This window comes from Marinobacter sp. AN1, from assembly GCF_026013985.1.
In the GTDB taxonomy this organism is placed as follows: Bacteria; Pseudomonadota; Gammaproteobacteria; order Pseudomonadales; family Oleiphilaceae; genus Marinobacter; species Marinobacter segnicrescens.
In genome coordinates, this window is record NZ_CP110342.1 from 1,075,822 (window position 1) to 1,087,150 (window position 11,329).

An 11,329-nucleotide genomic window follows, 5' to 3' on the forward strand; every position below is an offset into this window, starting at 1 on the left:
CGATATGCTCGGTATCTTGCGAAGTATTGTTCAGGAAGTAAACGGTGCCAGGGACCTTCAGGAGGCGCTGGACATTATCGTTTCGCGGGTACAGGCAGCCATGAACACCGAGGTGTGTTCCGTCTACTTGCTGGATCCGGTCTCCAATCGCTACATCCTGATGGCCACTGAGGGCCTCCACAAAAAGGCCGTCGGCAAGGTCAGCCTGGCCCACTCCGAGGGCCTGGTCGGCCTGGTAGGCTCCCGGGAGGAGCCCATCAACCTTGAGGATGCGCCGTCCCACCCGCGCTACCGCTATTTCCCCGAGACCGGTGAGGAGCGTTTTCGATCGTTTCTCGGTGTACCCATCATTCACCATCGTCGGGTGCTGGGTGTGCTGGTCGTACAGCAGCGTGAAGCGTCCCGTAACTTTGACGAGGGTGAGGAAGCCTTCCTGGTCACCGTCTCTGCGCAGCTCGCGGGCGTTATTGCCCACAGCGAAGCCACCGGCGCCATCAGTGGTATGTCCCTCACCGGTGAAGAGGCCCGGGATGTGTCCTTCAACGGTGTGCCAGGTGCGCCGGGTGTCGCGATCGGCAAGGGCGTGGTGGTCTATCCCCCGGCGGACCTGGATGCGGTGCCCGAGAAGATTGCGGACGACCCCGAGGCTGAGCTGGCCTCGTTCCGGGAGGCCGTCAGCGCCGTGCAGGAAGATATCCAGAGGGTGTCGCAGCGACTCTCTGACCAGCTCAGGCCGGAAGAACAGGCGTTGTTTGATGTGTACCTGCGCATGCTGGGTGACAATGCCCTGCCGGGGGAGGTCGCCAATCGTATCCAGGGCGAAGGCCTCTGGGCCCAGGGGGCGCTCAAGCAGGTGGTGAACCAGTATGTGCGCCATTTCGAGATGATGGATGATCACTACCTGCGGGAGCGGGCAGTGGATATCCGTGACCTGGGTCGTCGTATCCTGTCCCACTTGCAGGAAGGGGACACCCGCGAGCTGGATTATCCGGAAAATACGGTGCTGGTCAGCGAGGAGCTGACCCCCGCGATGCTGGGCGAGGTGCCCCGTGGGAGGCTGGTGGGGCTGGTTTCCGTGCGCGGCTCCAGTAACTCCCATGTGGCGATCCTGGCCCGTGCCATGGGTGTGCCCACCGTAATGGGGCTGGTTGATATCCCGGTGAACCAGCTTGATGGCAAGGAGCTGGTGGTCGATGGTTTCGAGGGGCAGATCTTTGCCTCGCCCTCCGCCGAGTTGCGAAGTTTCTATAAGGAAATCTGCGACGAGGAAGACGAACTTTTCCGGGGTCTGGAGGCATTGCGGGACAAGCCCTGTGTCACCACCGACGGCCACCGGGTATCGTTGCTGGTCAACACCGGCCTGATGACCGATGTGGTCCGCTCCCTGAGCCACGGTGCTGAGGGCATCGGGCTCTACCGTACGGAAGTGCCCTTCATGATCAAGGAACGGTTTCCGTCAGAGCAAGAGCAGCGAGAATACTACCGGGAGCAGCTGGAAGCCTTTGCCCCCAACCCGGTTACCATGCGTACCCTGGACATTGGCGGTGACAAGGCCTTGAGCTATTTCCCGATCAGCGAGGAGAACCCCTTCCTGGGCTGGCGGGGTATCCGTATCAGCCTCGATCACCCGGAGATATTCCTGGTGCAGGTGCGAGCCATGCTGAAAGCCAGTGAGGGCTTTAACAACCTGCAAATCATGCTGCCAATGATCAGCAATATTTCCGAGGTGGAGGAGTCCCTGCACCTGATCTACCGGGTTTACCATGAGGTCCGGGAGGAAGGCTATCAGATCCACATGCCCCGGGTAGGGGTGATGATTGAAGTCCCGGCCGCGGTCTACCAGGTGAGGGAACTGGCCGAGCGGGTGGACTTCCTGTCTGTTGGCTCCAATGACCTGACCCAGTACCTGCTGGCGGTGGACCGGAATAATCCCCGGGTAGCCCAGCTCTACCATTCCTACCACCCTGCGGTACTGCAGGCACTGGTCCGCATTGCCCAGGATGCCCATGCCGTGGGCAAGCCGGTAACCATCTGCGGCGAACTTGCCGGAGACCCCGGGGGCGCCCTTTTGCTCATGGCGATGGGCTACGACGCCCTGTCCATGAACGCGGCCAGCCTGCCCAAGGTCAAGTCTGTGATTCGAAGCATCAGCCGGGAATGGGCGGCGCAGCTGTTGGAGGATGTCCTGTTGCTGGATTCGCCCCACGTCATCAAGAGCTGTGTCGACCTGGCCCTTCGCAGTGCCGGCTTTGCCCGCTACCTGCGTCCGGGGCGCGGTGCGGTGCCGGTGACCAGTTTCGAGAGTTCCCAGTAACGCGGTGTCTGCCCCAAGGCCATTTCTGGGGTGAGTACTCTAATTCAGGCTGGTAGCCTGATGTCTGATGACGGTGGAAAGCGACGCCGGCGCACCGGCCTTGGGAGGGCATCATGACGACAGAACCGACCCAGCTCAGACCTGCACCCCGTATCGGCCTTGCCCTTGGTGGTGGCGGACCGCTCGGTGGCATCTACGAGATTGGCGCCTTGCGGGCGCTTGACGAGGCACTCGACGGCCTGGACTTCAACAACCTGGAAGTCTACGTGGGTGTTAATGCCGGCGCTTTTGTCGCGGCCAACCTGGCCAACCAGCTCACTACGGCCCAGCTGTGCCGGATTTTTGTCCGCCATGAGGCCGAAGTGCATCCATTTCACCCGGAGGTTTTCTATCGTCCGGCACTGCGGGAAATGGGGCGGCGCCTGCGGGCGGTTCCCGGCCTGCTCGGCAGCGCGGTCTCCCGTTTTGTGCGCAACCCCCACGATCAGAGTTTCCTGGAAGCCATGACCATCCTGGCCCAGGCGGCGCCGGCTGGCCTGTTTGATAATACAGCGCTCGAGGCATACCTGGAGCGGGCGTTCACCATATCCGGGCGCACTAATGACTTCCGGGAACTGCGGCGAAGGTTGTACGTGATTGCTGTCGACGTGGAAACCACCGAGCCGGTCTTCTTCGGTGAGCCTGGCCTTGATCATATTCCCGTCTCGAAGGCGATCCAGGCCAGCATGGCCTCGCCTGGGCTCTACGTACCGGTGCAAGTGGAGGGGCGATACTGTGTTGACGGCACCTTGCGGAAGGGGCTGCACGCGTCGGTAGCCTTTGACCAGGGCGCTGACCTGGTGCTGGCCATCAACCCCCAGGTACCCATTGATGCCCGGGCGGCAGAGGCCGCCGGGACCATGGCCGCCGATGAGCTCACCGGCTCTGGCATGCCTAACATGTTGTCCCAGATGTACCGCGCCATGGTGTATTCCCGTATGCAAAAGGGGATCGCCCAGTATGCCCGTGACTACCCCGACCGGAATGTGGTGCTTTTCGAGCCCACCCGGGATGACGCGACGCTGTTCAACTCCAGCGTATTCAGTTTCCGCTCCCGCCGGCAGGTGTGCGAGCATGCCTATCAGATGACCCGGCGGGACCTGCTACGTCGTGCTGACCAACTGGAACCGGTGCTGGCAAAGCAGGGCATACGATTGAATCGGGAGGTGCTGGAAGACAGTGAGCGCACGTTAAGCACTGCGCTCTATGGTGAAACGCTGCCGCTCTACGTGGCCAGGAAACGTAAACAGAAGGAAAATCGGGGTGTGCTGGGCAGTGTGACCCGGATTCTGAACCGGGCCTGACCGGGATGCTGGATCAGTGACTGGTCGGGCCACCAAACAGTTGTGGTCCGCTGGCTTCCCGGCTGCCACCCTCGGCTTCCAGGCGCTTCAGGTAATCCTCCCAATAGGCCTGTTGGTTTTCACCCAGATCCCGCAGGTAATCCCAGGTGAACAGCCCGGAATCATGGCCGTCACTGAAGCTGAGTTTCAGCGCGTAGTTGCCCACCATTTCCGCTCCGGTCACCATGACATCCTTCTTCCCGGTCTGAAGGGTGCCAGGACCTGCGCCGTGGCCACGCACCTCGGCGGATGGCGACCAGACCCTGAGGAACTCGAAGCGGAGTTCAAGGCGGGTACCGTCGTCGTAATCGAGCTGAAGCAGGCGGCTCTGTTTACGGATGCGGATATCTGAGGGGCGTTGGGACATGGCAGGTTCCGGAGTTCCCGGGTGCTGCAGCGATGGCACCCGGGGCTTTCGCAGGTGGATTACAGGATATAGCGGCTGAGATCCTCGTCTTCCGACAGGTCACCCAGCTTCTCGTCCACGTATTCCGCGGTGACTTCAAAGCCGTCGGTGACCTTGTCACCGGCGTCATAGGACAGGCTTTCCAGCAGTCGTTCCATCACGGTGTGGAGGCGACGGGCGCCGATATTCTCGGTGGTTTCGTTTACCTTCCAGGCGACTTCGGCCAAGCGCCGGATTGCGTCGTCACTGAAGGTCAGTTTGACACCCTCGGTGCCCATCAGGGCTTCGTACTGCTGGACCAGGGAGGCATCCGGCTCGGTCAGGATGCGGCGGAAGTCATCCGGCGACAGGGCCTGTAGCTCCACCCTGATGGGCAGGCGCCCCTGCAGCTCCGGGATCAGGTCTGACGGCTTGGACAAGTGGAAGGCGCCGGAGGCAATGAACAGGATGTGATCGGTACGCACGGTGCCATACTTGGTGCTGACGGTGCTGCCTTCAATCAGTGGTAGCAGGTCGCGCTGGACGCCTTCGCGGGAGACGTCGGCGGAGGCGTTCTCGGAACGCTTGGCCACCTTGTCGATTTCATCGATAAACACGATGCCATTCTGCTCGACGGATTCGATCGCCTTCTGCTTGATTTCCTCCTCGTTCACCAGCTTGGCGGCTTCCTCGTCCTTCACCTGGCGCATGGCGTCCGCCACTTTCATCTTGCGGGTCTTGCGCCGGTCCTGGGACAGGTTGGAGAACATGTTCTGCAGCTGGCTGGTCATTTCCTCCATGCCGGGAGGGGCCATGATCTCCACGCCGGCGGCGGAGTTACGGAGGTCGATCTCGATCTCCTTGTCATCCAGTTCACCTTCCCGCAGTTTTTTGCGGAACAGCTGGCGGGTCGAGGAATCTTCCCGTGGCTGGCTGTCTTCCTGGAAATTCCGGGGCGGTGGCAGCAGGGCATCGAGGATACGATCCTCGGCGGCGTCCAGGGCACGGTTCTCGTGGCGCTTCATTTCCTTTTCGCGGAGCATCTTGATGGCCATGTCCGCCAGGTCGCGGATAATGGATTCCACATCACGGCCCACATAGCCCACTTCGGTGAACTTGGTCGCTTCCACTTTCAGGAAAGGCGCATCGGCCAGCTTGGCCAGGCGACGGGCGATCTCGGTCTTGCCCACACCCGTGGGGCCGATCATCAGGATGTTCTTGGGTGTGATTTCATCCCGCAGGGTGCTGTCGAGCTGCATCCGGCGCCAGCGGTTGCGCAGGGCGATGGCGACGGCACGCTTGGCTTCTTCCTGGCCAACGATGTGTTTGTTCAGCTCGTGGACAATTTCGCGGGGAGTCATTGCAGACATGGTAGCTCCGGGTTCAGTCGTTGGCTGAGAGCACTTCAAGGGTGCGGTTGTGATTGGTGTAGATGCAGATGTCGGCGGCGATATCCAGGCCTTTCTCGACGATTTCGTGGGCACTTAACTCAGTGTTTTCCAGCAGTGCGCGCGCCGATGCCTGGGCGAACGGGCCGCCGGAGCCAATGGCGATCAGGCCCTGTTCCGGCTCGATAACGTCACCATTGCCGGTAATGATCAGGGAGGCAGTCTTGTCCGCCACTGCCAGCAGGGCTTCCAGCCTGCGCAGGGCGCGGTCGGTGCGCCAGTCCTTTGCCAATTCCACGGCCGCCCGGGTCAGGTTGCCCTGGTGTTTTTCCAGCTGGGCCTCGAATCGCTCGAAAAGGGTGAATGCATCGGCGGTACCGCCGGCGAAGCCAGCCAGCACCTGGCCATTGTATAGACGGCGCACCTTGCGGGCATTGCCCTTCATGACGGTATTGCCAAGGGACACCTGGCCATCGCCGCCCATGGCGACTTCGTCATCACGGCGAACGGATAGTATCGTGGTCATCGGGGCTCCATTTGCTGAAATCGAAGTGATTTCCGAGATATGGAGCCGGCTCCCGGGATTTCAAGGTGCATGGCCAGCCCCTTGGTCACTCCTTGGGAATCTTCCGCACCAGAGGCTGGATATTGATGGCCACCAGTTTGTCTACCGCCGAATTCATCTGGCTGCGGCTGTCGAACGGGCCGACATTAACCCGGTACCAGGTCTTGCCTTCATCGGTTGTGATCTGCGACACCTTCGTTTGCAGTCCCTGGAAGGCAATCTGCGCGCGCTGGCGTTCGGCGTCCCCGGCGGTTCGGAAGGAGCCAGCCTGGACCAGGTAGCGGAAGTCCTGGGTGGCAGGGCTGGGGGTATATTCCTCCACAGTGGGCGGCACCACTTCGGACTCCGGCAGCATGTCGTAGAACTTGAACTTGGGCCCCTGCTCCGTGTTCTGCTCCGGTTTGCTGGTGGCAGGTTTTGAGGGCTGGCTGACTGCAGGTTGCCGCTGCTCGGGTGCCGCGCCATCCACCGGCTCAAGGGTATTGAGGTAGACAATAAAACCGATAAAGGCACCGACGGCTGCCAGTGACAGGATCCAGCGCACAGATAATCCTCCGCTCTGTTTGCGGGCCGCCGCGGGGCGGGGAGAGGGTTTGCGGGATTTTTCCGCGCGCACACGGGTCTTCCGGGGAGGCGGTGAACTGTTCACCGCGCCCTTACCGGAGGACTGTTTGCGGGCGTAATCCCTGGCCAATTCGTGGTCTCCAGCCGGCTACATTTCTTCCGGTGAGCTGATGCCCAGAAGGTCCAGGCCGTTAGCAATCACCTGCCGTACCGCCAGGTAAAGGGTCAGGCGGGCATCCCGGAGTTCGACATCGTCGACCAGGGCCTTGTGTGCGTTGTAGTAGGTGTGGAACTGGCCGGCCAGTTCCCGGAGATAATGGGTCAGGTGATGGGGCTCGCGGGTGGCGGCCGCATTGCGGATCAGCTCCGGGTACTTCGCCAGCTGGTTGGCCAGCTCCTTTTCCTCGTCCAGTACAAGCAGCGACAGGTTGCCAGCAACTTCGTTGCGACCACGCTGGACTCCGTGCTCTTCGGCCAGCTTGCGAAGAACACTGCAGATGCGGGCGTGGGCGTACTGGATGTAGTAGACCGGGTTTTCATTAGTCTGGGAGCGAGCCAGGTCGATGTCGAAAGTCAGCTGCGAGTCCACCCGACGGGCGGCCAGGAAGAAACGGGTGGCATCACGGCCTACTTCGTCAATAAGGTCCCGCACAGTAACGTAGCTGCCGGCGCGCTTGGAGATCTTCACCTCCTGGCCGGACCGGGTCACCATCACCATCTGGTGCAATACATAATCCGGCCAGCCCTGGGGGATGCCGGCTTTAAGGGCCTGCAGGCCCGCACGCACCCGGGTCACGGTGGAATGGTGGTCGGCACCCTGTTCGTTAATGACGGTGGTAAAGCCGCGCTGCCATTTGTCGAGGTGGTAGGCGACATCCGGCAGAAAATAGGTGTAGCCCCCGTCTTTCTTGCGCATGACCCGGTCCTTGTCGTCACCGAACTCGGTGGTGCGTAGCCACATGGCGCCGTCCTGCTCATAGGTGTAGCCGTTTTCCTTCAGGCGCTCGACGGTGGCTTCCACCTTGCCATCCCGATACAGGGAGGACTCGAGGAAGTAGACATCGAATTCCACACCGAAGGCTTTCAGGTCGAGGTCCTGCTCCCGGCGCAGGTAGGCCACGGCAAACTCCCGAATGGCGGCCATATCGTCCGGGTCCGCTTTGCCGGTGACACCCCTGTCGTCGGCGGTCACGGTTTCGCCTTTCAGGTAGGCCTCAGCCACGTCCGTGATGTAGTCACCCCGGTAGCCATCCTCTGGCCAGGACTCGTCATCCGGCCCCAGCCCCTTGGCCCGGGCCTGGACAGACCTGGTCAGGTTGTCGATCTGGGCCCCCGCGTCGTTGTAGTAGAACTCACGGGTCACATCGTAACCGTTGGCTTCCAGCAGGCGACACAGGCTGTCGCCGATTGCTGCACCGCGTCCATGGCCCACGTGCAGGGGGCCAGTGGGGTTGGCCGATACGAATTCCACCTGCACCTTCTCGCCCTGGCCATCGTTATTGCGTCCGAACCCCGCGCCTTTTTGCAGGATGTCACCGGCAATGCTGACGGCGCTCTCCGCGGTCATGAAAAAGTTGATGAACCCGGGACCGGCAATTTCCACCTTCGCAACAGCCGGGCTTTCCGGCAATCGCTCTACCAGTGCCTCTGCCAGCTTTCGTGGTGGACAGCCTGCCGCCTTGGCGGCCACCAGGGCGATATTGCAGGCGTAGTCGCCGTGGGTCTTGTCCTTGGTATTACCAACTTGCGGCGTAAAGGACTGGTCGGCGGGCAGGGTGCCCTCTGACTGGAGGGCGGCCAGTGCTGCGCCGAGGAGTTCGGTTACGGTGTTTTTCATGCTATCCGGTGACCCTTGGTTCGGGATGTGGTGTTGCTCTGATCAGATGCTCTGATCAAAAGACGCACAGGGTTTGAGGGCGGGTATTATCCCGGAAAGGGCAGGGCTTAGCAAAATCACACGGTTTCTTTTACCCGGTTTCCAGCGGGTCCACATCCACCACCCAGCGCAGGTTGCCCGGCTGCCGATGTTGTTCCAGGTGCTGGCACAGTTGGGTGAGGACCCGGTTGAGGTGGCCACGACTTTCTGATTGCAGTACCAGTTGTGCCCGGTGGCGGCCTGCCTTGCGGGCGAGTGCGGCGGGTAATGGGCCCCAGATATCGAGGGGACGTTCCGGAAGGGCTGTGCGAACCTGCTCGAGAAACGCCAGCGCCGCCTCCATGGTGGGCGCTTCTGCCCTGACGATGGCCATGGCGCGGTAAGGTGGCAGGGCGCCTTGTTCACGCTCGGCGAGCAGTTGTCTCGCAAGTGCCAGGTAATCTCCCTGGGCCAGTCTGGCCAGCAGCGGGTGGTCGCTGTGGCAGGTCTGGATCAGCACCCGCCCCGGTTTTTCACCCCGGCCAGCCCGGCCGCTCACCTGTAGCAGGGTCTGCACCATCTGTTCCGGCGCGCGAAAGTCAACGCTGAACAGGCCTCCGTCGGCATTGATCACGACCACCAGGGTGACATTGGGAAAGTCATGGCCCTTGGCTACCATCTGGGTGCCTACGAGAACGCAGGGTTCGCCGCTGTTTACCCTGTCCAGGATATTCTGGATGCTGCCCTTGCGTTGGGTGCTGTCCCGGTCAATGCGGATGACCGGTACTTCCGGAAAGCTTTCGGCAAGTATCGCTTCGGTCTGTTCAGTGCCCTGGCCGACGGGCTCGCAGGCCTCGCCCCCGCATTTGGGGCAGCGGTGAAACGCAGGCTGTTGGTAATCGCAGTGGTGGCAGCGAAGCGCCCGGTCGCGGCGGTGATAGGTCAGGCGGGTGTCGCAGTTGGGGCACTCGGCGATATGGCCGCAATCAAAGCACATCAGTACCGGCGCAAAGCCGCGACGGTTAATGTAGACCAGCACCTGTTCACCTGCCGCCAGTGTGTCCCGGATGGCCTCTGTGGCGGGCCGGGACAGCCCGCCAGTCAGCGGGCGACTGCGGATATCGAGTAGCTGGATGGCTGGCGGCCGGGCGGAGCCAGCCCGTTCCGTCAGGTTGATTTGCCGGTATTTGCCTCGGGCGGCGTTATGCAGGGATTCGAGTGAAGGCGTTGCTGAGCCAAGAATAACCGGACACCGGTTCCTTTGTGCCCTGAATACTGCCAGGTCCCGGGCTGAGTAACGGAATCCCTCGCCTTGTTTGTAGGAACTGTCGTGTTCCTCATCCACCACAATGGCCTGCAGATTGGTAAACGGTAGCAGCACAGCAGACCGGGTACCGATCAGGATGACCGGCTCCCCATTACGCACTCGTCGCCAGGTATCCAGCCGCTGACGATCGTTCAGGGCTGAGTGCCAGACCACAACGCGATCGCCGAGGTAGGAGCGGAAGCGGGCGACCGTCTGGGGCGTCAGATTGATTTCAGGTACCAGCACCAGTGCCTGGCCACTGTCATCGAGTTCGCGATGAAGGTAATGCAGATAGAGCTCGGTCTTGCCGCTGCCGGTGATGCCATAGAGCAGGCTCGCCGAAAAACCGTGACGAGCGGGGAGGGCCCGGGCTGCTTCCATCTGGGCGGTTGTCAAAGCCGGTGTGGCGAGAGGCTGTTGGTCGCTGGTTGCCGTTGACTCGGGGGGCTCGGTGGCACTGACCAGGGCGCGTTGTGCCAGGGCATTGAGCTGGCTACGGGTGAATCCCTTTTCCTTGATCTGGCCCCAGGACAGCCCATGGCCGCTCTCCTGGAGCAGTGCAAGCAATTGTTGCTGACGGTGGGCATTTGCAGGGACCTGGTTGCAGTCAGCATCCGGCTTTGGCGCCCACCACTGTTCCGCAGCTGGCGCGTCGGTGGTCCGGCCCTTGCGCAGGGCCGGGGGCAAAGCCATGAACAGGCATTCCCCCAGGGGGTGCTGGTAGTAGCTTGAAGCCCAGCCCAGTATCTCAAGTGTTTCTTCTGGCAGCGCAGGCCAGTCTTCCAGGGCCGAGGTGACCGGTTTCAGGTCAATACCTTCCGGAGGGACGACGTTGGTTTCAACCACCAGGCCTGTGGCCCGGTAGCGTCCGAACGGAACCTGCACACGTTGGCCGGCCTGCAGCGGCACCTCGTCGGTGGCGATGTAGTCGAACAGGCGCCGGATGGGGCGATTCAGGGCAACGCGGACGATCTGGCTCACTGGTGTCCCGTTTGGTTAATTCACTGACCTACTGCGCGACACTGGGGCTCCAGGGCCGTGCTGGGCAAGTGTTTCGGGGGTTGCGTATCTTGCGTCGGGAAGCGATTGCACGTAAGATGCGCGGTCTGATTCAGGCGGGGTTGATTGTGCCCTGTCTTTCCAATGGATTCAAACATGCGGTGCCCGGCGCCAAGGTATTGAAAATCGTTGCGAAACGGTCTTTTTACCCGTGACCAGGTGGCGGCATGACCGTAAGAGGTTCGCCATGAAAGAAGGTATTCATCCCAAGTATCACGAGATTACCGCAACCTGCAGCTGTGGTAACTCATTCAAGACCCGGTCCACCTATGGCCAGGATCTTCAGCTGGACGTATGCTCACAGTGCCACCCGTTCTATACCGGCAAGCAGAAGGTGATGGATACCGCTGGCCGCATCGACCGCTTCCAGAAGCGTTTCGGTGGTCGTATCGGTGGCAAGAAGGACTGATTTCGCGCCGCCCTCCGGGCAGCACCGAAGTCTGGAAAGCACCCCTCGGGGTGCTTTTTTTGTGCCTGCAACTGTGTGCCGATAGGGGGTATTACGTATGGA

The 11,329-nt window shown here is 61.4% G+C and carries 9 protein-coding genes; 3 read left to right on the forward strand and 6 right to left on the reverse strand.

Going from position 1 to position 11,329, the window contains the following annotated elements; all coding sequences use genetic code 11:
* Nucleotides 1–4: 4 nt before the first annotated feature.
* Nucleotides 5–2,314 carry a phosphoenolpyruvate--protein phosphotransferase gene (ptsP, locus tag LJ360_RS04805; RefSeq protein ID WP_091851264.1) on the forward strand — a complete coding sequence of 770 codons (2,310 nt, stop codon included), beginning with the start codon at nucleotides 5–7 and terminating at the stop codon, nucleotides 2,312–2,314.
* A gap of 113 nt (nucleotides 2,315–2,427) precedes the next feature.
* Nucleotides 2,428–3,657, forward strand: a complete 1,230-nt coding sequence (locus tag LJ360_RS04810; protein WP_264995433.1) for a patatin-like phospholipase family protein — start codon at nucleotides 2,428–2,430, stop codon at nucleotides 3,655–3,657.
* Between the two features lie 13 nt (nucleotides 3,658–3,670).
* Here the strand turns inward: LJ360_RS04810 and LJ360_RS04815 are convergent, their stop codons facing one another.
* From LJ360_RS04815 to LJ360_RS04840, 6 genes are all read right to left on the reverse strand, one after another.
* The gene (locus LJ360_RS04815; protein ID WP_264995434.1) at nucleotides 3,671–4,063 is read right to left on the reverse strand and encodes a DUF971 domain-containing protein; all 393 of its coding nucleotides are present in this window, start codon (nucleotides 4,061–4,063) and stop codon (nucleotides 3,671–3,673) included.
* 59 nt (nucleotides 4,064–4,122) lie between these two features.
* The gene (gene hslU, locus LJ360_RS04820) at nucleotides 4,123–5,451 is read right to left on the reverse strand and encodes an ATP-dependent protease ATPase subunit HslU (RefSeq protein ID WP_264995435.1); all 1,329 of its coding nucleotides are present in this window, start codon (nucleotides 5,449–5,451) and stop codon (nucleotides 4,123–4,125) included.
* Nucleotides 5,452–5,464: 13 nt separating this feature from the next.
* On the reverse strand, nucleotides 5,465–5,995 hold the full coding sequence (hslV, locus tag LJ360_RS04825; RefSeq protein ID WP_091851277.1) for an ATP-dependent protease subunit HslV: 531 nt from the start codon (nucleotides 5,993–5,995) through the stop codon (nucleotides 5,465–5,467).
* An 85-nt stretch (nucleotides 5,996–6,080) separates the two neighbouring features.
* The gene (locus LJ360_RS04830) at nucleotides 6,081–6,728 is read right to left on the reverse strand and encodes an SPOR domain-containing protein (protein ID WP_091851280.1); all 648 of its coding nucleotides are present in this window, start codon (nucleotides 6,726–6,728) and stop codon (nucleotides 6,081–6,083) included.
* A gap of 18 nt (nucleotides 6,729–6,746) precedes the next feature.
* Nucleotides 6,747–8,435 (reverse strand): arginine--tRNA ligase, encoded by a 1,689-nt coding sequence (gene argS, locus LJ360_RS04835; RefSeq protein WP_264995436.1) that lies wholly within the window; start codon nucleotides 8,433–8,435, stop codon nucleotides 6,747–6,749.
* A 130-nt stretch (nucleotides 8,436–8,565) separates the two neighbouring features.
* Entirely contained in the window at nucleotides 8,566–10,740 is a 2,175-nt protein-coding gene (locus LJ360_RS04840) for a primosomal protein N' (protein ID WP_091851286.1), read from the reverse strand.
* Nucleotides 10,741–11,005: 265 nt separating this feature from the next.
* On the opposite strand from LJ360_RS04840, the gene rpmE reads away from it, so the two are divergent.
* Nucleotides 11,006–11,227: a 50S ribosomal protein L31 gene (gene rpmE, locus LJ360_RS04845; RefSeq protein WP_091851289.1), complete on the forward strand. Its 222-nt coding sequence runs from the start codon at nucleotides 11,006–11,008 to the stop codon at nucleotides 11,225–11,227.
* Nucleotides 11,228–11,329: the final 102 nt, after the last annotated feature.